Genomic DNA, 26221 nt, shown 5'->3' on the forward strand with positions numbered 1-26221 from the left:
CGTCGGAGTACGCCGCCCCGGGACGGGCCGGCGCGAACGGGTTCGCGTCCGCCGGGGGCAGGAACGTGCGGTTCATCCGGTGGGTCGCCATCGGCACCCACTCCCCGGTGAGCACGTCCAGGCGCATGAGCGGCGCCGTCACCGGCCGGGCCACCCCGTCCGCGCCCACCACGTCCGCGAACCGGTCCGGCAACGGCCGCGGATCATCCAACCGCCGCGTCGCCCCACCCGACACAAACGGCTCCGAGTCATCGAAATAGATCAGCTCACGCCCATCCGCCAGGCGCGTGACCGTCTTGCGCACCGCCGGCCCGGTCATCGGACGTCCCCGGAGCCCCGAGAGTCCCCGGCGACCTCGAGCGCGATGCCGTGCTCCCGGGCGGCGGCCCGCGTGGCCGCGTCGGGCTCGCGGTCGGTCACGAGGACGGCGATCTCCTGGAGCGGGCAGAAGGCCCGCAGCCCCAGGACACCCCACTTGGAGGAGTCGATGACGGCGACGGGGGTGCGGGCGCTGGCCACCATCGCCGCGTTCGTGGCCGCCTCGGACAGGTTGGGGGTCATCAGCCCGATCTCCGGGTCGAAGCCGTGGGCGCCGAGGAAGGCCCACTCCACCCGCACGGTGCGCAGGACGTCGACGGCGACCGGGCCGACGAGGGCGTCCGACCGCGTGCGCTCGCCGCCGGTGAGGATGGTGGTGGGCGCCGGCCTGGACTGCCCGCGCGCCCGCTCCGCGGCCTCGTGCAGCACCTGGGCGGCGGGCAGGGAGTTGGTGATGACGGTCAGCGTGCCGAGGTGCGGCAGCTCGACCAGGGCGCGGGCGACCGCGAGGGCCGTCGTGCCGCCGCTGAGCGCCGCGGAGTCCCCCGGGCGGATGTGCGCGGCGGCGAGCGCGCCGATCGCCGCCTTCTCCGCCGTGCGGCGACCGGCCTTGGCCTGGAACAGCGGCTCCTGCGCCGCGCCGGCCGCGGCGACGGCCCCGCCGTGCACGCGGTCCACGAGCCCGCGCGCGACCAGGTCGGTGATGTCGCGGCGCACGGTCATCTCCGACACGCCCAGCGCGTCCACGACCTCGGCCACGCGCACCCCGCCCGTGCTGGCGACCCGGCCGAGCACGTACTCCTGGCGCTGGCGAGCGAGCAGGGGGACGGCGACGTCGTCGTGGGGCACGTCGCCATCCTGGCATTCCGAACAGAAACGAACAAGGCCAAACAAGACGACGACCCGTGCCGGTCGAGGGCGAAGGTCGTGCGCACCTGTCAGGATGGTCCGGTGCCCTGCCCGCCGCTCACCGAGACCGTCCACCGTCGCGCGCCCGGCGCCGAGGGGGTGGTCGGAACCCATGTATCTACCCGAACGCGTCGGTGACCAGGTCCGCATCGGCGTCGCGCTCCAGGTCCCGGCGCCCTACGCGACGCTGATCCAGGCGACCCGCGCGCGGCTGGGCGACCCGATGGCCAAGGTCGTCCCGCCGCACGTGACGCTCCTGCCGCCCACCGTCGTCGAGCCGGACCGCCTCGGGGACGTCGCGGCGCACCTCGCCGAGGTGGCCGCCGGGCATCCCGCCTTCGTGATGTCCCTGGAGGGCACCGGCTCCTTCCGTCCGGTCAGCCCGGTCGTCTTCGTCAAGGTCGTCCAGGGCGGGGACAGCTGCGCCGTGCTGGAGCAGGCCGTGCGCACCGGCGTGCTCGCCCAGGACCTGCGCTTCCCGTACCACCCGCACGTCACCATCGCGCACGAGCTCGACGACGCCACGCTCGACGTCGCGGAGGAGGCGATGGCCGACTTCCGGGCGACGTACGCCGCGGGCAGCATGCGGCTGTACGAGCACGGTGACGACGGCATGTGGCGCACGATCGCGCGCATGCCGCTGACGGGCCCCGTGCCGGCGCACCGGTAGGAGCATGCCGCCGGCACGCCGGAGTGGGTCCCCGCCGCTACCGTGAGCAGCATGGCGAAGACAGGCGCCGTCGACGACGCCGCGGGAGCCCGGGACGCCCCGGTAGCCGCTGACGGTGCGGCGCTCCCCGGCGGGGCGGGGGCCCCGGGCAGGGCGGCAGCCCGCGGCGGGGCAGGGGCACATGACGCTGCAGAAGCGCGCGACGCCTCAGCACGTCGTGAGGACGCCGGAGCTCGCGACGCCGCGGCACGCCGTGACGACGCCGGAGCCCGCGACGATGCGGGAGCTCGCGCCACCGGCGGCGTCGTGGCCCGCGCCAGGCGCGCCTTCACCCGCCTGCAGGACACCCGGGCCGGGCGGGCCGTCGCCCGGTACGTGATCGCCCAGGGCGGCCTGCTGGCCGGGGGCATCAGCTACGCCGCCCTGTTCTCCATCTTCGCCGGCCTGGCGATCGCCTACACGATCTTCATGGCCGTGCTGGGCGACAACGCCCTGCTGCGCGCCAGGGTCCTCGCGGCGGTCGAGGCGTTCATCCCGGGCGTCATCGACAACGGCTCCGGCAACGGGCTGGTCAGGCCCGAGGACCTGGTGCTCGACACGGCGCTCACCCCCGCCAGCGTCATCGCGGCGCTCGTGCTGCTCTGGTCCGCGCTGCGGGTCATGAACGCGCTCAAGGGCTCGATCCGCGCCATGTTCGGCATCGTCGCGCCGCCCGAGCACGTCGTCCTCGCCAAGGTGCGCGACCTCGCGGGCTTCGTCGGCCTGGCGCTCGGCGTGCTCGTCACGGCGGCGCTGACCCTGGTGGCCGGCGCCGTCGGCGGGGCCGTTCTGGGCGCCCTCGGCGTCCACGGCGGGCCGGGCCGCGTCGCCGTGACGGCGCTGGGCCTTCTCGTGGCCCTCGTGGTCGACACGGCGGTCTTCCTCCTGCTCTTCCGGGTCACCGCCGGCGTGCGGCCGCCGCGGAGGGAGCTCGTCGAGGGCGCGCTGCTGGGGGCGGTGGCCTCCGGTGCGCTCCGGCTGCTCGGCGCCAGCCTGGTGGGGTCTCTGGGGCGCAACCCGCTCCTCGCCTCCTTCGCGGCGGTCGTCTCCCTGCTGCTGTGGGTCAACATCCTGGCTCGCATCACCCTCGTCGCGGCCGCCTGGACCGCCAACCCGCCGGCCCCCCGCAAGGCCGAGGCGCCCGAGGAGGTGCACCTGGACGAGCAGCCGAACTACGTCACCGAGTCCGAGCCCGACACCAAGGAGTGGCCGTACCAGCCGGTGACCGGGACGGTCGTCCCCGACGAGACGCTGCGCCCGGGGTACGTGCCGCCGCAGCCCGAGCGACCGGGCCGCGAGGGCCCGCTCGGCGCGTGGCGGCGCGCGCGGATCGGGCGGCTCGAGCGCCGGGTGGCCCGGGCGCGGGAGCGGTACGCGGCCGCCGGGCGCCAGGCGCCCGGCAACGGGCGCCGACCGGGCTGACCGATTCCCGACGACGCCCGGCCGGACGGCCCTAGGGTGGCTCGCATGCCAGACGACGTCCTTCTTCCCGCTCCAGGCGGCCCCGAGCTGTACGCGATCATCCCGGCCGGTGGGGCCGGGACTCGGCTGTGGCCCCTCTCGCGGCGCAGCGCGCCGAAGTTCCTCCTCGACCTGACCGGCGCCGGGCGCACCCTCCTGCAGCAGACCGTCGACCGGCTGCGCCCCCTCACCGGCGACGGCGGCGTCACCGTCGTCACCGGCGCCGCCCACGCGAGCGCGGTCCGCGCCCAGCTCGGCCCCGGCGGCGCCGACGTGCTGGAGGAGCCCGCCCCGCGCGACTCCATGGCCGCGATCGGCCTGGCCGCCGCCCTGCTCGCGCGCCGGCACGGCGACGTCGTGGTCGGCTCCTTCGCCGCCGACCACGTGATCCAGGACGCCCCGGCATTCGAGCGCGCGGTCCGCGAGGCCGTCGCCGTCGCCCGGTCCGGCTTCGTGGCGACCATCGGCATCGAGGCCGACGAGCCCTCCACCGCCTTCGGGTACATCCACGCCGGCGATCTCGTGGCGGCCCCCGGGGCGACGACGGCGCGGCACGTGCGCGGCTTCACCGAGAAGCCCGACGCCGCCACCGCCGCCGCGTACCTCGCCACGGGCGAGTACCGCTGGAACGCCGGCATGTTCGTCGTCCGCGCGGAGGTCCTCCTGGAGCATCTCGCCGCCCAGCGCCCGGCCCTGCACGCCGGACTGGTCGAGATCGCCGACGCGTGGGACACCGACGCGCGCGACGCCGTGCTGGGCCGGGTGTGGCCCGGCCTGGAGAAGATCGCCATCGACCACGCCATCGCCGAGCCCGTCGCCGCCCAGGGCGGCGTCGTCGTCGTGCCCGCCGCCATGGGCTGGGACGACGTCGGCGACTTCGCCAGCCTGGCCCGTCTCGTGCCGCCCGCCGACGGCGGGGACGGCGTCCGCGTCCTGGGCGACCCCGCCCGGGTGCTGACCGTCGGGTCCGACGGCTCCCTGGTGGCGCCGGGCGCCGGCCGCGCGGTCGCCGTGCTGGGGATCCCGGGCGCCGTCGTCGTCGACACGCCGGACGGGCTGCTCGTGACCACGCTGGCCCACGCCCAGCAGGTCAAGGCCGTGGTCGACGGGCTCGGCCGCGCCGGGCTCGACCAGCTCCTGTGACGGCGGCCGCCGGCGAGATGTCCGCGGGGTGAGCGTGGGGTGAACACGCGGACGTGTCCGACCCCCGCGCGCGGGGTTAAGGTCGAGCCTGTGCAGTCCCCTCCGGTCTCTACCGAGCCCGACGTCGCCCGGCGCATCACCGAGCTCGTCGCGTCGATCGAGCCCGAGCTCGTCGAGGTCCGCCGCCGGCTGCACGCCCACCCCGAGCCCGCCCGCATGGAGCACGGCGCCACGGAGTTCCTCGCGCAGCGGCTGCGCCGCGCGGGCCTCGAGCCGCGGCTGCTCGAAGGCACCGGCCTCGCCGTCAACATCGGCGCGGACCCCCGCTCGCGGGGCAGGCGCCGCATCGCGCTGCGGGCCGATCTCGACGCGCTGCCCCTCACGGAGACCTCCGGCCTGCGGTTCTCCTCCACGCGCGAGGGCCTCGCGCACGCCTGCGGCCACGACATCCACACGGCGGCCCTCCTCGGCGCGGCCCTCACCCTCAAGGCCCTCGACGACGCCGGAGAGCTGCCCTCCGGCGTGCGCTGCATCTTCCAGCCGGCCGAGGAGGTCCAGCCCGGCGGCGCGGAGGCGGTCATCACGCAGGGGGCGCTGGACGGCGTGGAGCAGATCTACGCGCTGCACTGCGACCCCAAGGTGGACGTCGGCCAGCTGGGCTCGCGCATCGGGGCCATCACGGCGGCCTCCGACAACGTCACCGTCACCGTCTCCTCCAGCGGCGGGCACACCTCCCGCCCGCACCTGACCGGCGACGTCGTCTTCGCCCTCGGCCAGCTCATCACCCAGCTGCCGGCCGTGCTCGGGCGGCGGCTCGACCCGCGGGCCGGCGTCAACCTCACCTGGGGCGCCGTCCACGCCGGCCGCGCCACCAACGCCATCCCGTCGTCGGGGACCCTGGCGGGCACCCTGCGCTGCCTCGACGGCCGCGTGTGGCAGCGGGCGGCGAAGATCGTCCAGGACTCGGTCGAGCAGATCCTGGCGCCGTACGGCGTCGACGTGTCCCTGAGCTACGTGCGCGGGGTCCCGCCGGTCGTCAACGAGGAACGGGCCGTGCGCACCATCGACGCCGCGATCAAGGACATCATCGGCCCCGACGCCGTGATCCTCACCGACCAGTCCCTGGGCGGGGAGGACTTCGCCTGGTACCTCACGAAGGTGCCGGGCGCCCTGGTGCGGCTCGGCACCCGGACGCCCGGGGGCCCCTCGTACGACCTGCACCGCGGGGACATCGTCTTCGACGAGCGCTCCATCGGTATCGGCGCGCGGGTGCTGGCGCGCACCGCCGTCCTCGCGGGCAACGGCAAGGCGATCACCACCCAGGAGGGGGAGGCGGCCACGTTCCGGCTGCCGCCGATCGGTAACGGGTTGATCCCGCCCCCGCTCCCCGCCCCCTGAGGGCGCGACGGCGCCGAAAGAGCCCGCCACCCAAAACCGGACTTATCAGGTCCGGACGTCGCGGACGTGTACCAGATGGGGATCAAATCGGTAACGCTTTCCGCGGCCGTCTCACGGTGTGGCCTCGGGCGCTCCGGCGGGCCGCTAGGGTCGGACGTGATATCCGACACCGGACCCCGTGGCGCGGTGCTCTGAGAGCACACCCCGCACCGCAGGCCGCCGGCCACACACATGCAGGAGAAACGCGTGAAGAAGAGCATCTACGCGACGGCGCTCGCGGCCTCGGCCGTCCTGGCGCTCGCCGCCTGTGGCGCCGCACCCGAGGACACGAAGACCTCCGGGTCGGCAGCGTCCGGCAGCGCGTCGGCCGACTTCAAGGCCTGCATGGTCTCCGACGCCGGCGGCTTCGACGACAAGTCCTTCAACCAGTCCGGCGCCGAGGGCCTGGACGCGGCGGTCAAGGAGCTCGGCATCCAGGAGGCGAAGGCCCAGTCGCAGTCCGACGCCGACTTCGCCCCGAACGTCGACTCCATGGTCCAGCAGGGCTGCAACCTCACCATCGGCGTCGGCTTCCTCCTCGAGGACGCCATCCAGGCCGCCGCCGACGCCAACCCGGACGCGAACTTCGCGCTCATCGACTCCGCGTTCAGCGGGCCGGACTTCAAGCCGGTCGAGCTCAAGAACGCCAAGCCGATCCTCTTCAACACGGCCGAGGCGTCCTACCTCGCGGGCTACCTCGCCGCGGGCATGAGCCAGACCGGCACCGTCGCGACCTTCGGCGGCATGCAGATCCCGTCGGTCAGCATCTTCATGGACGGCTTCGCGGACGGCGTCGCCAAGTACAACGAGGACAACGGCGGCGACGTCCAGCTCCTCGGCTGGGACAAGGCGGCCCAGAACGGCTCCTTCTCGGGCGACTTCGACAACCAGGCGCAGGGCCAGACCCTCACCGAGGGGTTCATCGCCCAGGGCGCCGACATCATCATGCCGGTGGCCGGCCCCGTGGGCCTGGGCGCCGCGGCCGCGGCCGAGTCCGCCAACAAGGGCGGCGGCGACGTCAAGATCGTCGGCGTGGACAAGGACTGGTACGAGTCCAACCCGGAGTTCGGCAGCCTGTACCTCACCTCGGTCGTCAAGGAGATCGGCCAGGCCGTCACCGACACGGTCACGGAGGCGGCGGACGGCAAGTTCTCCGCGGAGCCCTACGTCGGCACGCTCGACAACAAGGGCGTGGGCCTGGCCCCGTTCCACGATTTCGACGCCAAGGTCCCCCAGGAGCTCAAGGACAAGGTGACCGAGCTTCAGAAGCAGATCGTCTCCGGCGACATCAAGGTCGAGACGCCCAACGCTCCCTGACCCGGCGCCGGCACCGTGACGGCCCGGCCCCGGGCCGGGCCGTCACGGTGACCGCTGCAGTACTGTCCCCACAGCAAGACGCACCACCCGACCCGCGCGCGTCCCGCGCGCTCGCACCAGGGAGATCGCACCCGTGAAGCTGGAACTGAGGGGGATCACCAAGGTCTTCGGGTCCCTGGTGGCCAACGACCACATCGATCTCGTGGTCGAGCCCGGCGAGATCCACGCCCTCCTGGGGGAGAACGGCGCCGGCAAGTCCACGCTGATGAACACCCTTTACGGGCTGTACACCCCGGACGACGGCCAGATCCTCATCGATGACGCCCCGGTGACGTTCGGCGGCCCGGGCGACGCCGTCGCGGCGGGCATCGGCATGGTCCACCAGCACTTCATGCTCATCCCCGTCTTCACCGTCGCCGAGTCCGTGGTCCTGGGCTACGAGCCCACCGGCGCCGCCGGCCTCATCGACGTCGCGGAGGCGCGCCGGCGCGTCAGGGAGATCTCCGACCGGTTCGGCTTCGACGTCGACCCGGACGCGCGCATCGAGGACCTCCCGGTCGGGGCCCAGCAGCGGGTGGAGATCATCAAGGCGCTCTCCCGCGACGCGACGGTCCTCATCCTGGACGAGCCCACCGCCGTGCTCACCCCGCAGGAGACCGACGAGCTCATCACGATCATGCGCCAGCTCAAGGCCAACGGGACCTCCATCGTCTTCATCACCCACAAGCTGCGCGAGGTCCGGGCGGTCGCCGACAAGATCACCGTGATCCGGCGCGGCAAGGTCGTGGGCGAGGCCAGCCCCACCTCCACCGAGACCGAGCTCGCGTCCATGATGGTCGGGCGCTCCGTCAGCCTCGGGGTGGAGAAGGCGCCCGCGGAGGTGGGCGACGAGACCTTCAAGGTCACGGACCTGACCGTGCTCGACGAGGCCGGCAAGACCGCCGTCGACCACCTCACCTTCTCGGTGCGCCGCGGCGAGATCCTCGCCATCGCCGGCGTCCAGGGCAACGGCCAGACCGAGCTCACCGAGTCCATCCTCGGCCTGACCGAGCCGGTGTCCGGCTCCATCACCCTGGACGGCAACGAGCTGGTGGGCCGGCAGGTCAAGGACCGGCTGGGCGCGGGGGTGGGGTACGTGCCCGAGGACCGCTCCACCGACGGCATCATCGCGAGCTTCTCCGTGGCCGAGAACCTCGTCCTCGACCTCTACGACGCCGAGCCCTTCGCGTCCGGCGTCGCCATGAGCCCGGCCGTGGTCCGGCGCAGCGCCGAGGAGCGCGTCAAGGAGTTCGACATCCGGCTCACCTCGGTCGACGACCCGATCTCCACGCTCTCGGGCGGCAACCAGCAGAAGGTCGTCATCGCCCGCGAGATGTCCCGCCCCCTGCGGCTCCTCGTCGCGTCCCAGCCCACGCGCGGCCTCGACGTCGGGTCCATCGAGTTCATGCACAACCGCATCGTCACCGAGCGGGACACCGGCACCCCCGTGGTGATCGTCTCCACCGAGCTGGACGAGGTCCTCGCCCTCGCCGACCGCATCGCGGTGATGTACCGCGGGCGCATGGTCGGCATCGTCGACGCCGGCACCGACCGGGACGTCCTCGGGCTGATGATGGCCGGCGTCCCGCTGGAGGAGGCCCAGACCCAGGCGGCCGAGCACCGCACGGCGCTCGCGGCCGCAGACCAGGAAGGATCGTAAGTGAGCGACGCCGAGGAGAACGACACCCTGAGGGGCCGGGCGCACCCCGGCGACCTCGTCGCGGAGTCCGCCGAGGTCGAGGTCGCGCGCCGCCAGGAGGCGCCCCAGCCCACGCGGTCCGCCCTGTTCCTGCGCGACCTGCTCTCGAGCAGCTGGCTCGTGTCGGTGCTCGCCGTCGTCGTGGCCCTGGTGATCGGCGGCGTGCTCATCGCCCTGGCCGACCCCGACGTCCAGGCCACCGCCGCGTACCTGTTCGCCCGCCCCTCGGACTTCCTCGGCGCCGTGTGGAACGCCGTGTCGAGCGCGTACGTGGCCCTGTTCCGCGGCGCGATCTTCGACTTCCAGGCCGCGAGCGTCGCCCGGGCGATCCGCCCGCTGACCGAGACCCTCGTGTTCTCCGTGCCGCTCGTCCTGGCCGGCCTGGGGATCGCCGTCGGCTTCCGCGCGGGCCTGTTCAACATCGGCGGCCAGGGGCAGATCATCCTCGGCGGCATCTTCGCCGCGTTCATCGGCTTCGCCTTCGACCTGCCGGTCGTCCTGCACGTCGTCCTCGCGGTGATCGGCGCCGCGCTCGGCGGGGCGATCTGGGCGGGGATCGCCGGCGTGCTGAAGGCCCGGACCGGGGCCAACGAGGTGATCGTCACGATCATGCTCAACAACATCGCGGTGTACCTCATCGCGTACCTGCTGCAGACGCAGGCGTTCAAGCTTCCCGGGTCGCCCTTCCCGAAGTCCCCGCCGATCCCGGCCGACTCGGCCGCCTACCCGCTCCTGCTCGGCGGCAGCTTCCGCCTGCACGCCGGGTTCCTCGTCGCCATCGCCGCGACCGTGTTCGTGTGGTGGCTGCTCGAGCGCTCGACGTTCGGCTTCGAGCTGCGGGCCGCGGGCGCGAACCCGTCGGCCGCCCGCACCGCCGGCATCTCCGTGAACAAGGTGACCGTCATGACGATGGTGGTCGCGGGTGCGCTGTGTGGGCTCGCCGGCTCCGCGCAGGTCCTCGGCACCGAGAAGGTCCTCACGGGTGGCGTGGCGGCCAGCTACGGCTTCGACGCCATCACGGTCGCCCTGCTCGGGCGGTCGCGGCCGCTCGGCACGTTCCTCGCCGGACTGCTCTTCGGGGCGCTGAAGGCCGGCGGGTTCCTCATGCAGTCGACCACCTCGACCCCCATCGACATCATCCTGGTGGTGCAGTCGATCATCGTGCTCCTGATCGCGGCGCCCCCGCTGGTCCGCGCGATCTTCCGGCTGCCCACTCCCGGGACGCGCCGGCGCAGGTCGGTCGCCCCGGCCGTGAAGGAGGCTGCGGCATGAGCGTCGCGACCACGACCACCGCCCGCCCCCGCGAGGTGGCCGAGACCGTCCTGCGGCCGATCAGCTGGCGCTGGCCCGTCATCTACGGCGTGCTCGCCCTGGCGGCGCTCGTATTCTTCACCATCCTGCCCTCGGGCGGGGACACGGCGTTCCAGCTCTCCCGGGCCAGCGACCTCGTCGCGATCCCGAACTTCTCGCTGCCCTCCACGGCCACGAACTGGGTGCTCGGCGTCCTCATGCTCGGGCTGGCCGGGCTGGTCACCTGGGCGACGGCGAGGCGCCGCCGCATCGGCGTGTGGGTGCCGATCGTCTTCGGCATCGCCTTCGTGCTGGCCTTCCTCACCTGGGTCGGCGCCGGCCGATCCACCGTCATCCCCATCACGACGCTGCTCCAGGGGGCGCTCGCCCTGTCCGTCCCGCTCGTCTTCGGCGCCATGTGCGGCATCCTCTGCGAGCGCTCGGGCATCGTGAACATCGCCATCGAGGGCCAGCTCCTCGGCGGCGCGTTCCTCGCCGCCGTCGTCGGCTCCCTCACGTCCAGCGCCTACCTCGGCATGATCGCCGCCCCGATCGCCGGCGCGCTGGTGGGGGTGCTGCTCGTCTTCTTCGCGGTGCGGTACTGGGTGGACCAGATCATCATCGGCGTCGTCCTCAACGTCCTCGTCGTGGGCCTGACGAGCTTCTTCTACTCCACGGTCCTGACCGAGAACGCCGAGCTGCTCAACGCCCGCCAGCGGCTGCCCACGCTGCCGATCCCGGTGCTCTCGGAGATCCCGGTGATCGGGCCGGTGCTGTTCAACCAGACCCTGCTCGTCTACCTGATGTACGCCGTCGTCGTGCTGCTCCAGATCTTCCTGTTCCGCAGCCGCTGGGGCCTGCGTGTGCGCGCCGTGGGCGAGCACCCCAAGGCCGCGGACACGGTGGGCATCAAGGTCAACCGCACCCGCGTGCGCAACACGATCCTCGGCGGCGCCGTGGCGGGCCTGGGCGGCGCGTTCTTCACCGTGGGGTCCGGGCTGGCGTTCGGCAAGGAGATGTCGGCCGGGCAGGGCTACATCGCGCTGGCCGCGATGATCCTGGGCAAGTGGAACCCCACCGGAGCGGTCGCCGCGGCGCTGCTGTTCGGCTTCTCGAAGAACCTCGGCAACGTGCTCTCCACGATCGGTTCTCCGGTGCCGTCGGAGTTCCTGCTGATGCTGCCCTACGTCGTGACGATCTTCGCCGTCGCGGGCCTGGTGGGCCGGGTGCGCGCGCCCGCCGCCGAGAACATCCCGTACATCAAGTGACCCCCACGTCACCCGGCCCGAGGAGGCCCATGCCGTCGATCGACGAGGACACCTGGCTGTCGCTGCGCGCGCTGGCCACCGAGGCCATGGCGCGGGCGTACGCGCCGTACTCGGGGTATCCCGTCGGCGCCGCGGCGCTGGTCGACGACGGTCGCGCGGTCTCGGGGTGCAACGTGGAGAACGCCGCCTTCGGCGTGACGCTGTGCGCGGAGTGCGGGCTCGTCTCCGAGCTCGTGCGCACCGGCGGGGGCCGGCTCGTCGCCTTCACCTGCGTGGACCGCGACGGGAACGTCATCGTCCCGTGCGGGCGGTGCCGCCAGCTCCTGTGGGAGCACGGCGGGCCGACGCTCGCCGTGCGGACGCCCAGCGGCGTGCACCCCATGTCCGACGTCCTGCCCGAGGCCTTCGGCCCGGGCCACCTGGCCCGGGAGGCCTGACCCATGACCGAGTCCTTCGACGCCGTCGACGTCATCCGCACGAAGCGGGACGGCGGTGCCCTCTCGCCGGAGCAGATCGACTGGGTCGTCGATGCCTACACCCGCGGTGTGGTGGCCGAGGAGCAGATGAGCGCCCTGGCCATGGCGATCTTCCTCAACGGCATGGACCGCGGCGAGATCGTGCGGTGGACCCAGGCCATGATCCGCTCCGGCGAGCGGATGGACTTCTCGGCCCTCGCCCGCCCGACGGCGGACAAGCACTCGACCGGGGGCGTGGGGGACAAGATCACCCTCCCGCTGGCGCCGCTCGTGGCCGTTTTCGGCGTCGCCGTGCCGCAGCTCTCCGGCCGTGGGCTCGGCCACACCGGCGGCACGCTGGACAAGCTCGAGTCCGTCCCGGGGTGGCGCGCGGCGCTGAGCAACGCCGAGATCCTCGGCCAGCTCGACGAGGTCGGCGCGGTGATCTGCGCCGCCGGCTCGGGCCTGGCGCCGGCCGACAAGAAGCTCTACGCGCTGCGGGACACCACCGCGACGGTCGAGGCCATCCCGCTCATCGCCAGCTCGATCATGAGCAAGAAGATCGCCGAGGGCACCGACTCGCTCGTCCTGGACGTCAAGGTCGGCTCGGGCGCGTTCATGAAGGACCTGGCCCGCGCCGGCGAGCTCGCCCGCACCATGGTCGCGCTGGGCGCCGACGCCGGCGTGCGCACCGTCGCGCTGCTCACCGACATGTCCACGCCGCTCGGGCTCACCGTCGGCAACGCCCTCGAGGTGCGCGAGTCGGTCGAGGTCCTCGCCGGCGGGGGACCGGGCGACGTCGTCGACCTCACCCTCGCGCTGGCCCGGGAGATGCTCGACGCCGCGGGCCGGCCGGACGCCGACGCGGAGGCCGCGCTGCGGGACGGGCGCGCCATGGACGTCTGGCGCCAGATGATCGCCGCCCAGGGCGGGGACCCCGACGCCGACCTGCCGGTGGCCCGCCACCAGGAGCAGGTGCTGGCGGAGTCCGACGGCGTGCTGACCGGGCTGGACGCCTACGCGGTCGGCGTGGCCTCGTGGCGGCTGGGGGCCGGTCGCGCCCGCAAGGAGGACCCGGTGCAGGCGGTCGCCGGCATCGAGCTGCATGCCAAGCCGGGGGACCGGGTGCGCCGCGGCGAGCCCCTGATGACCCTGCACACCGACACGCCCGAACGCTTCGCCCGCGCCAAGGAGGCGCTCGACGGCGGCGTCGTGGTCGACGCCCAGGCGGAGGGCTCGGCGCCGGGGCGGCGCGGGATCGTGCTCGACCGGGTCGCCGGCTGACCGCGGTGACGGCATCCTGGGGCGGGTGACCACCCCGCCTCCCCAGCCCCCGCCCCGAGGGGGCGGAACCCACCGGGGCTGGCGCCGGCTGTCGCTGGGCGCCGTCCTGGGCGCCCTCGCCCGCCCGCTCGTCCCGCCGCAGTCCGTCCGGGCCGGCTCCGCCGCGACCCCGGCGGGCCACGCGGCAACCCTGGCCGGCCCCGCGGCGAACCCGGCGCGCCTCGCGGGGACCGCCGGGGGCGCCACGGCGCCGCACATCCCGCCGGAGCGGGCGCGCGGCGTGCCCGTCACGCTCGGGGGCGCGCCGGCCCGTCAACGGGACGCCACCACGTGCGGCCCCGCCGTCCTCCTCATGCTCGCCGCCACCGGCGACCCCGTCCTCGCCACCTGGCTGGAGGAGGGCGCGCTCCCGGCGGGCCTGCCCCCGCACCGCGTCCCGCCCGAGATCCCACCGGCCCTCGTCGGCGCCGAGAGCGCGGCGGCCGACCGCCTCGACGCGGCGCAGCAGCACCTGCAGGCCCGCACGTGCGCGCGCGGCCTCGGGCCCGTGCCGTGGCCCCGCCGCCTGGGCACCCCGCCGTGGACGGCCGCGCGCGAGGCCCGCTTCCCCGGCGTGCGCTACCGCTCGGTCCCGCTCGACGACGCCTCGCCCGCCGCCGCGACCCTGCTGGCCCGCGTGCACGCCGCGACCGCCGCGGGCGTGCCCGTCCCGCTGTACGCGGGCGGCGACCTGGGCCGGGGCCTGGCCACCGCCGTGCCCCGCCACGTGGTCCTGGCGGTGCCGCCCCCGCCCGGCGGGGCCCACCGCGGCACGGACCCCGCCGGTCCGCCGGTGCTGCACCTGTACGACCCGGCGAGCGCGCGCGTCTACGCCGTCCCGCTCGCCGCGCTGCTCGGCCGGCGCGAGCCGCTGCCGGCCCTGGGGGGCTGGACCCACGTCTGCTGGGTGCTCCTGCCGACGGGGTGGCCGCCGGCCGCGGGCGCCGCCTGAGGGGCGCGCCGGTCTTGCGCCCCGCACGGGCGGGAGGCACGCTGGCGGTCAAGCAGCCCGACCGCCGAGGAGGAGCCATGAGCACGCAGCGCCCGGATCCCGCCGCAGCGGAGACGGCAGTCGAGCTCGACCCCGCCATCCTGGGGGAGGAGCACGTGATCGACGACGACGTCGCGGCCGAGCCCGAGGAGTACGAGCCCGAGCTCGAGCTGGCGGAGCCGACGCGCGAGGCCAGCCCGGCCGACGTCGCCGAGCAGCTGGCCGAGGTCACGGGCGACGAGGACGACGAGGTCGTCGCGGTGGACGACGAGGAGCTCTGACCTCCCGGGCCCTTCGCCGGGCCAGGCCCCGGCCCCCGCGTACTACGGTGGTGTGCCGGGCCCGGACGGGCCCGCGAGCGGCGCCGGGGTCGTGCCTCGCGCCGCCATCGATCTGGAGGAAGAGGACCCATGAGCCCCACCCGTTCCGAGGTCGCCCGCATGGTCGACCACACGCTGCTCAAGCCGGAGTCCACCGCGGCCGACGTCGCCGCACTGGTCGCCGAGGCGCGGGAGCTGGGGGCCTACTCGGTGTGCGTCTCCCCGAACCAGCTGCCGCTGACCGACACCGGTGACGTGCTCGTGGCGACCGTGTGCGGGTTCCCCTCCGGCGCGCACCACGCCGACGTCAAGGCCGCCGAGGCGGCCCGCTCCGCGGCCGACGGGGCCGACGAGGTCGACATGGTCATCAACCTCGCCCTCGCGACGACCGGGCAGTACGACGCCGTGCACGACGAGATCGCCGCCGTGCGCGCCGCCGCGCCCGCCCCGGTGGTCCTCAAGGTCATCATCGAGTCCGCGGTCCTGAGCGACGAGCAGATCGTGGCCGTGTGCCAGGCGGCCGAGGCCGCCGGCGCGGACTTCGTCAAGACGTCCACCGGGTTCCACCCCGCCGGCGGGGCGAGCGCCCACGCCGTGGAGCTCATGGCCAGGACCGTGGGCGGGCGCCTGGGCGTGAAGGCGTCCGGCGGGATCCGCACCACCGAGGCCGCGCTGGAGATGATCGGGGCGGGCGCCACCCGGCTCGGGCTGTCCGGCACCGCCGCGGTCCTGGGTGGGCTCAGCGACTGACCTGCCGGCGGCCGGCCGGCCGGCGGCGGGCCTGCCGCCGGCGGGCCCACCTGCCCGCGGCCGGCGGGCGTCAGAGCCCGACGGCGGCCGCCACGTCCGAGCGCAGGCGCGCCAGCCGGTCCGCCGCGGCGGACCGGGTGGCGGCGACGTCGCCCGGGTCGGCCACCGGGACGACGACCTCCAGGTACGCCTTGAGCTTGGGCTCGGTCCCGGAGGGCCGGACGATCACCCGGTCCCCGGCCGCGGTCAGGTACACGAGCGCGTTGGTGGCCGGCAGCTCGTCCGAGCCCTCCGCGAGGTCGGACGCCGTCACCACGGGCGAGCCGGCCAGGCTCGCGGGGGCGGCCGCCCGCAGGCGCTCCATGGCGGCGGTGATGAGGTCGGGGTCCTCCACCCGCACCGACAGCTGGCTGGTGGCGTGCAGCCCGTGGCGGACGGCGAGGGCGTCGAGCGCGTCGATGACGCTCATGTTGGCGTCGCGCAGCTGGGCCACGAGGTAGGCGAGGCGCACCGAGGCGGAGATGCCGTCCTTGTCCCGGACCGCGGCCGGGTCGACGCAGTAGCCGATGGCCTCCTCGTAGCCGAAGACGAGGCCCTCGGTGCGGGCGATCCACTTGAAGCCGGTCAGTGTGGTGCGGTGCTCGAGGCCGTGCGAGCGGGCGATCTTGGCGAGCAGGCGGGAGGAGACCACCGAGCTCGCGAGCACGCCGCGGTCGGCCATCGCGGCGGCGGCGCCGGTCTGGTCGCCCAGCAGGGAGCCGATCTCGTCGCCGGTGAGCTGGCGCCACCCGCCGGCGGCGGCCGGGTCGGGCACGGCCATCGAGCACCGGTCGGCGTCCGGGTCGTTGGCGAGGACGACGTCCGCGCCGAGCCTGCGCGCGAGGGTGATCGCGAGGTCGAGCGCGCCCGGCTCCTCCGGGTTGGGGAACGCGACGGTGGGGAAGTCGGGGTCCGGCTCCGCCTGCTCAGGGACGACGTGCACGGTGGTGAAGCCGGTGCGCCGCAGGGCCTCGACCGCCGTGGCGCCGCCCACCCCGTGCATGGGGGTGTAGACGATCCGCAGGTTGCGGCTGTGCTGGGCGGGGATCAGGGACGCGACGCGGCGGAGGTAGGCCTCGCGGACCTCCTCGCCGAGCACCTCCCAGCCGTCGGCGGCGAGCGGGACCTGCGCGGCCGGGCCCACCGCGGCGATCTGCGCACCGATCTGCGCGTCGAAGGGCGGCACGATCTGGGCGCCCTGCCCCCCGCCGGCGACGACGCGGCCGCCGAGGTAGACCTTGTAGCCGTTGTCCCGGGGCGGGTTGTGGGACGCGGTGACCATGACGCCGGCGTCGGTGGCGAGGTGACGCACCGCGAAGGCGAGGACCGGGGTGGGCAGCGGCGCGGGCAGCAGGCGCGCGCGGCCACCGGCGGCGGTGACGACCGCGGCGGTGTCCCGGGCGAACTGGGCGGAGCCGTGGCGGGCGTCGTAGCCGATCGCCACCGTGAACCCGGGGCCGACCTGGTCGGTGAGGAACGCGCAGAGACCCGCCGCCGCGCGGATGACGACCGCCCGGTTCATGCGGTGCGGCCCCGCCCCGAGCTCGCCGCGCAGGCCCGCGGTGCCGAACTCGAGCGGACCGGCGAAGCGGTCGTCGAGGTCGGCCTGGGCGGCGGCGCGCGCCGCGGCGCCGTTCGCCGCGCGGTCGCCGGCCGCCCCACTGTCGCCGGCCGCCCGTGCGAGCAGCGCCGCCAGCTCGGCCCGCGCGGCGGGGTCGGGGTCGGCGTCGATCCAGGCGCGGACCGTGTCGGCGGTGACGTTCATGCTGTTCTCCTCATGGCCCCGGGCCGGTGAGTGCGGGCTGCTCAGAGCAGGTGGACGATGTCGGCGAGGAGGCGCGAGATGCGCGGGCCGGCCAGCCGGCCCGCCTCGAGCACCTCCTCGTGGGCGAGGGGAACCGGGGAGATCCCGGCCGCGGGGTTGGTCACCAGGGAGATCCCGAGGACCTCGAGGCCGGCGTGCCGGGCCGCGATGGCCTCCAGGGCGGTGGACATGCCCACGAGGTGCCCCCCGATCCGGCGGGCCATCTGCACCTCCGCGGGCGTCTCGTAGTGCGGCCCCGGGAACTGCACGTACACGCCCTCGGGCAGGGACGGGTCGACCTGGCGCGCGACGTCGCGCAGCCGGGAGGAGTACAGGTCCGTCAGGTCCACGAACGTGGCGCCCTCCAGCGGGGAGACGGCCGTGAGGTTGATGTGGTCGCTGATGAGCACGGGGGTGCCGGCGGGCCACCCCTCCTCGAGGCCGCCGCAGCCGTTGGTGAGCACGACGGTGCGGGCCCCGGCCGCGGCGGCGACGCGCACGCCGTGGGCCACCCGGCGCACACCGCGCCCCTCGTAGTAGTGCGTGCGGGCCCCGATGACCAGCGCGTGCTTGTCCGTGCCCTCGACCCGCACGGACGTGAGCGTGCCGCCGTGCCCGACGGCGGCCGGTGCGGAGAAGCCCGGCAGGTCCGTCGCCGGGATCTCCGCGACCGTCTCGCCCAGCAGCGCGGCCGCGCCGCCCCAGCCGGAGCCGAGCACCAGCGCGACGTCGTGGCGCTCGACCCCGGTGCGGGCGGCGAGCAGGGCGGCCGCCTCGTGTGCGACGGCGGACGGGTCGGTGGCGGGGTCGTCGAGGTCGAGGGCGTCGTGCGGGGTGGCGGTCACGGCCCTGACGCTACCGCTAGTCCGCGCCGTCGACGTCGCGCCGCCGACGCCGGGGTCCGCGCCGGGAGCCGGTCGGGCCCGCGCCGCGGCACCGGACCGCGCGGCGGCCCGCAGTTGGGCACAATGGCACTCCGTGAGCACCTCTACGACTCCCGTCCCCCCGCCCGCCACCGAGGTGACCGGCGTCGCGGCCGCCACGCCCCAGGACGGCCGCCGCCGCGCGCCGGAGGTCGGCGCCGGCGCGTCGCCCGTCCGCGAGGGCTCCCGCGTCGTCATCATCGGCGGCGGGCCCGGCGGGTACGAGGCCGCCCTCGTCGGCCGCCAGCTCGGGGCCGAGGTCCACGTCGTCGAGCGCCAGGGCATGGGCGGCTCCGCCGTCCTGACCGACGTGGTCCCGTCCAAGACGCTCATCGCGACCGCCGAGTGGCTCACCGTCACGGAGCAGGCCGGCGAGCTGGGGATCGGCGCCGACGGCGGCCCCGACGGTGACCCGGGCGCGCTGCGCGCCGACATGGACGTCGTCGACCGGCGCGTCATGATGCTGGCGCGGAAGCAGTCGAAGGACATCCGCACCCGCCTGGAGCGCGAGGGCATCGAGATCTTGCCCGGGACCGGGCGGCTCGCGGCGGACATCAGCCCGCGCGGCGGCCGCCTCGTCCACGTCGACGGCGCCGACGGCACGAGCTCCGTGCTCGAGGCCGACATCATCCTGGTCGCGACGGGAGCCACGCCCCGGGTCCTGCCGACGGCGCAGCCCGACGGCGAGCGCATCCTGACCTGGGCGCAGATGTACAACCTCACCGAGATCCCAGAGCACCTCGTCGTGATCGGCTCCGGTGTCACGGGGGCCGAGTTCGCCGGCGCGTACAACGCCCTGGGCGCCCAGGTCACGCTGGTCTCCAGCCGCGACCGGGTGCTGCCGGGCGAGGACGAGAACGCCGCCGAGCTCATCGAGGGCGTCTTCCGCCGCCGCGGCATGCAGGTGCTCTCCCGCTCCCGGGCCGCGGGCGTGCGCCGGGCCGGCGACGGCATCGAGGTCACGCTCGAGGACGGGCGCGTGGTGGCCGGCTCCCACTGCCTCGTGGCGGTCGGCGGCGTCCCGGCGACGTCGGGGATGGGGCTCGAGGAGGCCGGCGTCCACGTCAAGCCCTCCGGGCACATCGAGGTCGACCGCGTCTCGCGCACCCGCGCCCCCCGCGTGTACGCCGCGGGGGACTGCACCGGCGTCCTGCCCCTCGCCTCCGTCGCGGCGATGCAGGGCCGCATCGCCATGTGGCACTCGCTCGGCGACGCCGTCGCGCCGCTGGACCTGCACACGGTGGCGGCGAACATCTTCACCGCCCCGGAGATCGCCACGATCGGCGTGACCCAGAAGGACATCGAGTCCGGCGCGGTCGACGGGGCCATCACCCGCCTGCCGCTGACCCGGAACCCGCGGGCGAAGATGCTCGGCGTCAAGGAGGGCTTCATCAAGCTCTTCTCCGACCGGTCCACCGGCACGGTGATCGGCGGCGTCATCGTCGCCCCGCGCGCGAGCGAGCTGATCTACCCCATCACCATCGCCGTGGCGCAGCGACTGACCGTGGACCAGCTGGCGAACGTCTTCACGATCTATCCCTCGCTCACCGGGTCGATCGCCGAGGCGGCCCGGACCCTGCACCGGGCCTGAGGGCCGCGCCCGGGGGCGCCCGGCGGGGCCGCGCCGGCTGACGCTAGGGTCGGGGGCATGACCGAGACGTCAGTGCCGCCGAGGCCGCCGCGCTCCTCCCTGCCCGACCTGACCGGCGCGGACGTCGTGGACCTGACGGCCGCGCTGTGCGACATCCCGTCCGTCTCCGGGGACGAGGGGCCCCTCGCCGACGCCATCGAGGCGGCGCTGGCCGGGCTGGCGCACCTGGAGGTGCTGCGCGACGGTGACGCCGTCGTCGCCCGCACCAACCTGGGGCGCGAGCGGCGGGTGGTCATCGCCGGGCACATCGACACCGTGCCGATCAAGGACAACGTGCCCACCTGGCGCCGCGAGGGCCCCGACGGCACCGAGGAGCTGTGGGGCCGCGGGACGGTGGACATGAAGGGCGGCGTCGCCGTGGCCCTCCATCTCGCGGCGGCCCTGGACGACCCGCTCTGGGACGTCACCTGGGTCTTCTACGACCACGAGGAGGTCACCTCGGACCTCAACGGGTTGGGACGGCTCGTGCGGGTCCACCCCGACTGGGTGACCGGCGACCTCGCCGTCCTGGGCGAGCCCACCGCCGGGGGGATCGAGGGCGGCTGCAACGGCACGCTGCGCGCCGAGGTGCGCACGCACGGGCGCACGGCCCACTCCGCGCGCGGCTGGCGCGGGGTCAACGCCGTCCACGCCGCCGGGGAGATCCTCGCCCGCCTCGGCGCCTACACCGCCGCCGACGTCGACGTCGACGGGCTGGTCTACCGCGAGGGCCTCAACGCGGTGGGCATCCGCGGCGGCATCGCCACGAACATGATCCCCGACGAGTGCGTCGTCACCGTGAACTACCGCTTCGCCCCCTCGCGCACCACCGCCGAGGCCGAGGCGCACGTGCGGGAGGTCTTCGACGGCTTCGACGTGCGGATCACCGACCTCGCCGGCGGGGCCCGGCCCGGCCTCGACGACGCGCTCGTCGCCGGCTTCGTCGCGGCGGTCACCGCGGTCACCGGCGGGGCGCCGGGCCCCAAGTACGGCTGGACCGACGTGGCGCGCTTCGCCGAGCTGGGGATCCCCGCCGTGAACTTCGGGCCCGGTGACCCGATGCTGGCCCACGCCGACGACGAGCGCTGCGCCGCCGACCAGATCCGGACGTGCGCGGACGCCCTGCGTGGCTGGCTCGCCCCGGCAGGTTAGGGCGAGGAAGATGTCCATATGACACGCGAGGTTCACAACAACCGCGAGCGGAACGGGTACCGCCGCGGCCCCGTGCTGCTGCGCGGCGACCAGATCCCCCAGGAGACGACGGACGCCCGGCTGCTCGCGCCCGAGCAGGACACGAGCTGGCTCCACCAGGACCCGTGGCGGGTGCTGCGCATCCAGGCCGAGTTCGTCGAGGGCTTCGGGGCGCTGGCCGAGGTGGGACCGGCGATCTCCGTCTTCGGCTCGGCGCGCATCAGCCCCGGCACCGCGGAGTACGCCCTCGCCGAGGAGGTCGGGGCCCGGCTCGTGGCCGCCGGCTTCGCCGTCGTCACGGGCGGCGGCCCGGGGATCATGGAGGCCGCGAACAAGGGCGCCGCGGAGGCGGGCGGCCTGTCCGTCGGGCTCGGCATCGAGCTGCCCTTCGAGCAGGGCATGAACGCCTGGGTCGACCTCGGCGTGAACTTCCGCTACTTCTTCGCCCGCAAGATGATGTTCGTCAAGTACTCCCAGGGGTTCGTCGTGCTGCCGGGGGGCTTCGGCACCATGGACGAGCTCTTCGAGGCGCTCACCCTGGTCCAGACGCAGAAGGTCTCCTCCTTCCCCATCGTGCTGGTGGGGAAGGAGTTCTGGGGCGGCCTGGTCAGCTGGATCAAGACCAGCATGCTCGAGCACGGCGCCATCAACCCCGCGGACGTCGAGCTCCTGCCCGTGGTGGACACCGCCGAGGAGGCGGTGAACCTGGTGCGCTCCCGCGTCGAGGTGCTCGCGAAGGAGCGTCGCGCGCAGGCCGCCGCCGCAGCCGAGGCCGGCGGCGCGCCGGAGTGACTAGACTCGTCACCAGCGACTATCCGTCCGAAGGCGGATCCGCGTAGCTCGCGGGTGGTCGAAGATCTACGGAATGAGGGGTGCACCACATGGCCGCGATGAAGCCGAGGACCGGAGACGGGCCGCTCGAGGTGACCAAGGAGGGTAGGGGCATCGTCATGCGCGTCCCGCTCGAGGGTGGGGGTCGACTGGTCGTCGAGCTCACCCCGGCCGAGGCAGGCGAGCTGAGCCAGGCGCTCAGCGCCGTGGCCAGCTGAGCACGAGCAACTGAAGGAACGGCCGGTCAGCCTCGCTGGCCGGCCGTTCCTCCGTCCGGCGCCCGCGCGGCGCCGCCCTGCACCCGGCGCCGCCGGGCGCCGCCCGCCACGTCCCACCGGGGGTCTTCGCCTTGCCCGTCTCAGCCGTGCTGCCCGAGATCGTCCTGCTGGACGAGCGCCTCACGCCCCCCGGCGACGGCGGCAGGTGGCCGACGTTCGCGCCGCAGGTGCTCGCCGTGCCGGTCGCGCCCGCGCCCGAGGGGGAGGACGAGGTCCAGCCCCGGGGCGGGGTCGCGGACACCGCGGCGCTCTACGGCATCGACCTCATGCACGAGGCGGAGCGGCAGGAGCTCACCGGCCGGGCCGGCGGGAGCGCGGTGGTCCACCTGCCCCGCGTGCTGCCCGGCGCCGCGCAGGTGCCGTGGGCCGCGCTGCCCCCGACCCTCGTGCTGCTCGGCATCGGCGACGGCGGTCCCCGCGCGCTGCGCCAGGCCGGCCTGGCCCTGGGGCGCGCCACGGCCGGGCTGGGCACCGCGATGATGGTGGGGGAGCGACTGGCCCCGGCGGTGCTCCGGGCCCTGGCCGAGGGGTTCCTCCTGTCCGGCTATCGCATGCCCCGCACCGGCCGCACCCCGGCGCCCGGGAAGCCGGCGCCCGAGCGGCTCGTGATCCTGTGCGCCGCCGGGGACGCCGCCGCGTCCGCCGTCGCCGCCGCCCGCGCCGGGGTGCGGGCCACGCTCCTCACCCGGGTCCTGGCCGCCACGCCGTCGAGCACCAAGAACCCCGCCTGGGTCGCCGAGCAGGCCGGGGAGCTGGTCGCCGCGGCCGCCCCGGCCGCGGGCACGCTGAGCGTGGACGTGCACGACGAGGCCTGGCTGCGCCGGCAGGGCATGGAGGGCATCCTCGCCGTCGGCGGCGGGTCGGCGACCCCGCCGCGCCTGGTCACCGTCGCGTGGACGCCGGCCCGCGCCACCGCCGCGACCCGCACGGTCGCCCTCGTCGGCAAGGGCATCACCTTCGACACCGGCGGCATCTCCCTCAAGCCCCGCGCGGCCATGATCCCGATGAAGACCGACATGGCGGGCTCGGCCACCGTGCTCGCGACCGTCCTGGCGGCCGCCGAGCTCGGCCTGTCGCACCGGGTCGTCGCGGTCCTGCCCCTCGCCGAGAACGCGATGGGCGGCCGCTCGTACCGGCCCGGCGACGTCGTGCGCACGTTCGACGGCACCACCGTCGAGATCTCCAACACCGACGCCGAGGGCCGCGTGGTCCTCGCCGACGCCCTGGGCTGGGCCGTCGCCGCCCTCGGGCCGGACGTGGTCATCGACGTCGCCACGCTCACCGGCGCCGCCACCATGGGGCTCGGCCGGACCCGCGCCGCCCTCTTCGCCACCGACGACGACCTGGCCGCGGCCCTGCTCGCCGCGGGCGAGGACGCCGACGAGCGGGCCTGGCGCATGCCGCTGGTGGACGAGTACCGGGCGGCGCTGCACTCCGACATCGCCGACGTCGCCCACACGAGCACGGACAGCCGCGTGGGCGCCGGCGCGATCACCGCGGCCCTGTTCCTCCAGCGTTTCGTCGGCCAGGTGCCCTGGGCGCACCTGGACATCGCCGGCGCCGGGCGCACCGGCGGCAAGCAGGGCGAGCTGGCGGCCGGGTCGCCCACCGGTTACGGGGCCCGCCTGCTCCTGCGCTACCTCGAGACGCTGCCCTGAGGGTCAGCGCCGGACGGCGACGAGCAGGCCGTCACCCGTCGGCAGCAGCGCGCTGACCAGGCGGTCGTCGTCGCGCACCCGCTTGCCGAGCTCGCGGGCCGCGACGGTCGCGTCGTCCCGGCGGGCGGGGTCCGCGACCCGGTCGTGCCACAGCGCGGCGTTCACCGCGAGGATCCCGCCGGGCCGCAGCAGGCTCACGGCCTGGTCGACGTCCTCGTGCGCCTCGGCGGGGTCGCCGTCGACGAGCACGAGGTCGTAGGCGGCGTCCGCGAGGCGCGGCAGCACGTCGAGCGCGTGACCCGCGATCAGCCGCGTCCGCGCGGGCCGCACCCCCGCCGCCGCGAACGCCGCCCTTGCGGCGTGCTGGTGCTCGGACTCGACGTCGATCGTGGTGAGGACCCCGCCGGGGGCCATGCCGCCCAGGAGCCACAGGCCGCTCACCCCGGTGCCCGTGCCGATCTCCGCGACCGAACGCGCGCGGCTCGCGGCGGCCAGCACGCGCAGCGCCGCACCGGTCCCCGGCGGGACGGGGACGACACCGAGCTCCTCCGCCCGCAGCCGGGCATCGGTGGTGGCGGCGTCCTCGGCGACGAACTCTTCGGTGTAGGCCCAGGAGAGGGCCTTGTCGGCAGTGATGGTTGTCCTCCGGACTGTGTGGGCGGCGTCGGCCGCCGGGTGAGACGGCCAGCAGCCGCGGGGCGGGACTGACCTGATGCTACCGGGGCACGGAGCCTTCCCAGGCGGCGTACAGGTTCGGTCCCTAGGATGGTCTTCCATCCATACCGCACGGGAACGGGACATGCTCGACAACGACCGCTCGACCAGCCCGACGGGGCCCACGGTCACGCCCGAGGACGTCTGGTCGCCGCCGTCGTGGGAGCAGATCGTCGCCGAGCACTCGCCGCGGGTGTACCGGCTCGCCTACCGCCTCACCGGCAACAAGGCCGACGCCGAGGACCTCACCCAGGAGACGTTCGTGCGGGTGTTCCGCTCGCTGCACTCGTACAAGCCCGGCAACTTCGAGGGCTGGCTCCACCGCATCACGACGAACCTCTTCCTCGACCAGGCCCGCCGCCGCTCCCGCCTGCGGCTGGACCCCATCGGCGAGGCGACCGAGCGCCTGCCCGCCGCCCGGGACACCGAGGAGCCCGAGCGCGGCTTCGAGCACGCCCACCTCGACCTCGACGTCCAGGCGGCGCTGGACGCCCTGCCGCCCCGGTACCGCGCCGCCGTCGTGCTGTGCGACATCGAGGGCCTCTCCTACGAGGAGATCGCGGCGACGCTCGACATCAAGATGGGCACGGTCAGGTCCCGCATCCACCGCGCCCGCGCGATGCTGCGCGACCAGCTCGGGCACCGCCGTCCCGCGGGCGCGGCGGCGGCCACCGCACGCCCGGCGGCCGTGCGCCCGGCTCGCCGCCCGGCGCCGGCGGGCGGTCCCGGCAGGTCTACCCCCGCGCTGCCCGGAGCCGCGGGATGAGCCACCTCGGCGACGACGTCAGCGCGCTGGTCGACGGCCAGCTCCCGCCCGAGCGGGCGGAGGAGGCGCTCGCGCACCTCGTCACCTGCGAGGAGTGCGCCGCGGAGGTGGCGAACGAGCGGGCCTACCGCCAGCGCCTGTCCCAGGCCTGGGACGTCGCCCCGAGCGTGGAGCTGACGAACCGGCTCATGCGCATGGCCCAGGAGCCGGCGCTGCCCCCGCACGGCGGCCACGGACCCGCCCGGGGGTTCTCGCACGGGCGCGCGAGGGGCTTCGCGCACGGGCGCGCCCGGCGCCGCCTTGTGGCGCGCACGAGCGTCGCGGTCGCCGGGGCGGCCGGCGTGGTGGGCGCACTCGTCGTCGTCGGGACGCTGGTCGAGCGCACGGGCGACCCGTCGGCCATGCTCGCCCAGGCGTCCGGGGCGGGGGAGGGGCGCACCGAGCTGGTGGTCTCGGCCGACACCCTCGGGCGTGACGTCTCCGAGGGCGCCCTCTCGCCCCGCACCACCGACGCGGCCCTGGCCTGGCTGGAGGCCAACGGCTGGAGCGCGCCCGCGGCGCTGCCCACGGATCTCCACATCAACCACGTCGGCACCGTCCACACCCCGGAGGGGGAGGAGCTGCTCGGGATGGAGATGGTCGGCGACGGCCACCAGATCCGGGTCGTGGAGCAGCGGGGCGTGCTCGAGGCCGCCTCGGTGGCGGCGCTGCCCACCGTCGACGCCGGCGACTTCGACCTCTACGAGCTGCCCGGGCCCGGCACCGCCGTCGTGCTGCAGGCCCACGACGTCACGGTCCTCGTGAGCTCGCCCGCCGAGGACGACCTCGTCCTGCGGGTGGCCGAGACCTTCCCCGGCACGCCGCCCGGCTCGGGGGTCGGTGACCGCCTGGACCGGGGCTGGCAGACTCTGCTCGGCTGGACGGACCTGATCGTCCAGGCGCCGTGAGGCCCCGCGGG

At 75.0% G+C, this 26221-nt stretch carries 24 protein-coding genes and 1 pseudogene; 20 read left to right on the forward strand and 5 right to left on the reverse strand.

Going from position 1 to position 26221, the window contains the following annotated elements:
* Both EJK16_RS14090 and EJK16_RS14095 read right to left on the reverse strand, forming a co-directional pair.
* Positions 1-319: pseudogene (locus EJK16_RS14090) on the reverse strand (galactose-1-phosphate uridylyltransferase); the annotation flags it as partial.
* Positions 316-1167: a DeoR/GlpR family DNA-binding transcription regulator gene (locus tag EJK16_RS14095; protein ID WP_205739778.1), complete on the reverse strand. Its 852-nt coding sequence runs from the start codon at positions 1165-1167 to the stop codon at positions 316-318. The pseudogene EJK16_RS14090 and the gene EJK16_RS14095, both read right to left, overlap by 4 nt.
* Positions 1168-1339: 172 nt before the next feature.
* On the opposite strand from EJK16_RS14095, the gene EJK16_RS14100 reads away from it, so the two are divergent.
* From EJK16_RS14100 to deoC, 13 genes are all read left to right on the forward strand, one after another.
* Complete coding sequence (locus tag EJK16_RS14100; RefSeq protein ID WP_127130417.1) at positions 1340-1897, forward strand: 2'-5' RNA ligase family protein; 558 nt, start codon at positions 1340-1342, stop codon at positions 1895-1897.
* Between the two features lie 51 nt (positions 1898-1948).
* Entirely contained in the window at positions 1949-3358 is a 1410-nt protein-coding gene (locus tag EJK16_RS14105) for a YihY/virulence factor BrkB family protein (protein ID WP_127130419.1), read from the forward strand.
* A gap of 45 nt (positions 3359-3403) precedes the next feature.
* Positions 3404-4540, forward strand: coding sequence for a mannose-1-phosphate guanylyltransferase (locus EJK16_RS14110; protein WP_127130421.1), 1137 nt, complete (start codon positions 3404-3406; stop codon positions 4538-4540).
* A 90-nt stretch (positions 4541-4630) separates the two neighbouring features.
* Positions 4631-5938 (forward strand): amidohydrolase, encoded by a 1308-nt coding sequence (locus EJK16_RS14115; protein WP_127130424.1) that lies wholly within the window; start codon positions 4631-4633, stop codon positions 5936-5938.
* A 246-nt stretch (positions 5939-6184) separates the two neighbouring features.
* Positions 6185-7294, forward strand: a complete 1110-nt coding sequence (locus EJK16_RS14120; protein ID WP_240646075.1) for a BMP family protein — start codon at positions 6185-6187, stop codon at positions 7292-7294.
* A gap of 133 nt (positions 7295-7427) precedes the next feature.
* Positions 7428-8993: an ABC transporter ATP-binding protein gene (locus EJK16_RS14125; RefSeq protein ID WP_127130427.1), complete on the forward strand. Its 1566-nt coding sequence runs from the start codon at positions 7428-7430 to the stop codon at positions 8991-8993.
* The gene (locus EJK16_RS14130; RefSeq protein WP_370276048.1) at positions 8994-10304 is read left to right on the forward strand and encodes an ABC transporter permease; all 1311 of its coding nucleotides are present in this window, start codon (positions 8994-8996) and stop codon (positions 10302-10304) included.
* On the forward strand, positions 10301-11590 hold the full coding sequence (locus tag EJK16_RS14135; protein ID WP_127130429.1) for an ABC transporter permease: 1290 nt from the start codon (positions 10301-10303) through the stop codon (positions 11588-11590). The genes EJK16_RS14130 and EJK16_RS14135 overlap by 4 nt, the downstream gene beginning before the upstream one ends.
* Positions 11591-11619: 29 nt before the next feature.
* A complete protein-coding gene (locus EJK16_RS14140; RefSeq protein ID WP_127130431.1) occupies positions 11620-12027 on the forward strand; it encodes a cytidine deaminase in 408 nt (135 codons plus the stop codon).
* Between the two features lie 3 nt (positions 12028-12030).
* A complete protein-coding gene (locus tag EJK16_RS14145) occupies positions 12031-13329 on the forward strand; it encodes a thymidine phosphorylase (protein WP_127130433.1) in 1299 nt (432 codons plus the stop codon).
* Positions 13330-13354: 25 nt separating this feature from the next.
* A complete protein-coding gene (locus tag EJK16_RS14150) occupies positions 13355-14320 on the forward strand; it encodes a hypothetical protein (RefSeq protein ID WP_127130436.1) in 966 nt (321 codons plus the stop codon).
* Between the two features lie 77 nt (positions 14321-14397).
* A complete protein-coding gene (locus EJK16_RS19655; protein ID WP_164737355.1) occupies positions 14398-14640 on the forward strand; it encodes a hypothetical protein in 243 nt (80 codons plus the stop codon).
* Positions 14641-14769: 129 nt separating this feature from the next.
* Entirely contained in the window at positions 14770-15429 is a 660-nt protein-coding gene (gene deoC / locus EJK16_RS14160; RefSeq protein ID WP_127130438.1) for a deoxyribose-phosphate aldolase, read from the forward strand.
* A gap of 70 nt (positions 15430-15499) precedes the next feature.
* Here the strand turns inward: deoC and EJK16_RS14165 are convergent, their stop codons facing one another.
* A complete protein-coding gene (locus EJK16_RS14165; protein ID WP_127130440.1) occupies positions 15500-17233 on the reverse strand; it encodes a phospho-sugar mutase in 1734 nt (577 codons plus the stop codon).
* Positions 17234-17274: 41 nt separating this feature from the next.
* The gene (locus tag EJK16_RS14170; RefSeq protein WP_127130442.1) at positions 17275-18117 is read right to left on the reverse strand and encodes a purine-nucleoside phosphorylase; all 843 of its coding nucleotides are present in this window, start codon (positions 18115-18117) and stop codon (positions 17275-17277) included.
* Between the two features lie 133 nt (positions 18118-18250).
* On the opposite strand from EJK16_RS14170, the gene EJK16_RS14175 reads away from it, so the two are divergent.
* The 5 genes from EJK16_RS14175 to EJK16_RS14195 all read left to right on the forward strand — a co-directional run bounded on the left by EJK16_RS14175 (position 18251) and on the right by EJK16_RS14195 (position 23783).
* Complete coding sequence (locus EJK16_RS14175; protein ID WP_370276050.1) at positions 18251-19786, forward strand: NAD(P)H-quinone dehydrogenase; 1536 nt, start codon at positions 18251-18253, stop codon at positions 19784-19786.
* A gap of 57 nt (positions 19787-19843) precedes the next feature.
* Positions 19844-20977, forward strand: coding sequence for a succinyl-diaminopimelate desuccinylase (dapE, locus tag EJK16_RS14180; protein ID WP_127130444.1), 1134 nt, complete (start codon positions 19844-19846; stop codon positions 20975-20977).
* Positions 20978-20995: 18 nt separating this feature from the next.
* Entirely contained in the window at positions 20996-21808 is an 813-nt protein-coding gene (locus EJK16_RS14185) for a TIGR00730 family Rossman fold protein (protein WP_127130446.1), read from the forward strand.
* An 89-nt stretch (positions 21809-21897) separates the two neighbouring features.
* Positions 21898-22065, forward strand: a complete 168-nt coding sequence (locus EJK16_RS14190) for a DUF3117 domain-containing protein (protein WP_127130448.1) — start codon at positions 21898-21900, stop codon at positions 22063-22065.
* A 131-nt stretch (positions 22066-22196) separates the two neighbouring features.
* Entirely contained in the window at positions 22197-23783 is a 1587-nt protein-coding gene (locus EJK16_RS14195; protein WP_127130450.1) for a M17 family metallopeptidase, read from the forward strand.
* 3 nt (positions 23784-23786) lie between these two features.
* Here EJK16_RS14195 and EJK16_RS14200 read toward each other — a convergent pair whose 3' ends face one another.
* Positions 23787-24419, reverse strand: coding sequence for an O-methyltransferase (locus EJK16_RS14200; RefSeq protein ID WP_127130873.1), 633 nt, complete (start codon positions 24417-24419; stop codon positions 23787-23789).
* A 163-nt stretch (positions 24420-24582) separates the two neighbouring features.
* Between EJK16_RS14200 and sigE the strand changes: the two genes are divergently transcribed.
* On the forward strand, positions 24583-25263 hold the full coding sequence (sigE, locus tag EJK16_RS14205; protein ID WP_127130452.1) for an RNA polymerase sigma factor SigE: 681 nt from the start codon (positions 24583-24585) through the stop codon (positions 25261-25263).
* Entirely contained in the window at positions 25260-26210 is a 951-nt protein-coding gene (locus EJK16_RS14210; protein ID WP_127130454.1) for an anti-sigma factor, read from the forward strand. The genes sigE and EJK16_RS14210 overlap by 4 nt, the downstream gene beginning before the upstream one ends.
* The last annotated feature ends 11 nt before the right edge of the window (positions 26211-26221 follow it).

This window comes from Georgenia sp. SYP-B2076, from assembly GCF_003991205.1.
Classification (GTDB): Bacteria; Actinomycetota; Actinomycetes; order Actinomycetales; family Actinomycetaceae; genus Georgenia.

Excerpts from the sequence above, each read along its gene's own strand:
- EJK16_RS14100 (WP_127130417.1), top strand. The coding sequence starts at position 1,340 with ATGTATCTACCCGAACGCGTCGGTGACCAGGTCCGCATCGGCGTCGCG.
- EJK16_RS14105 (WP_127130419.1), top strand. The coding sequence starts at position 1,949 with ATGGCGAAGACAGGCGCCGTCGACGACGCCGCGGGAGCCCGGGACGCC.
- EJK16_RS14110 (WP_127130421.1), top strand. The coding sequence starts at position 3,404 with ATGCCAGACGACGTCCTTCTTCCCGCTCCAGGCGGCCCCGAGCTGTAC.
- EJK16_RS14135 (WP_127130429.1), top strand. The coding sequence starts at position 10,301 with ATGAGCGTCGCGACCACGACCACCGCCCGCCCCCGCGAGGTGGCCGAG.
- EJK16_RS14140 (WP_127130431.1), top strand. The coding sequence starts at position 11,620 with ATGCCGTCGATCGACGAGGACACCTGGCTGTCGCTGCGCGCGCTGGCC.
- EJK16_RS14145 (WP_127130433.1), top strand. The coding sequence starts at position 12,031 with ATGACCGAGTCCTTCGACGCCGTCGACGTCATCCGCACGAAGCGGGAC.
- EJK16_RS19655 (WP_164737355.1), top strand. The coding sequence starts at position 14,398 with ATGAGCACGCAGCGCCCGGATCCCGCCGCAGCGGAGACGGCAGTCGAG.
- deoC (WP_127130438.1), top strand. The coding sequence starts at position 14,770 with ATGAGCCCCACCCGTTCCGAGGTCGCCCGCATGGTCGACCACACGCTG.
- EJK16_RS14165 (WP_127130440.1), bottom strand. The coding sequence starts at position 17,233 with ATGAACGTCACCGCCGACACGGTCCGCGCCTGGATCGACGCCGACCCC.
- dapE (WP_127130444.1), top strand. The coding sequence starts at position 19,844 with ATGACCGAGACGTCAGTGCCGCCGAGGCCGCCGCGCTCCTCCCTGCCC.
- EJK16_RS14185 (WP_127130446.1), top strand. The coding sequence starts at position 20,996 with ATGACACGCGAGGTTCACAACAACCGCGAGCGGAACGGGTACCGCCGC.
- EJK16_RS14190 (WP_127130448.1), top strand. The coding sequence starts at position 21,898 with ATGGCCGCGATGAAGCCGAGGACCGGAGACGGGCCGCTCGAGGTGACC.
- sigE (WP_127130452.1), top strand. The coding sequence starts at position 24,583 with ATGCTCGACAACGACCGCTCGACCAGCCCGACGGGGCCCACGGTCACG.
- EJK16_RS14210 (WP_127130454.1), top strand. The coding sequence starts at position 25,260 with ATGAGCCACCTCGGCGACGACGTCAGCGCGCTGGTCGACGGCCAGCTC.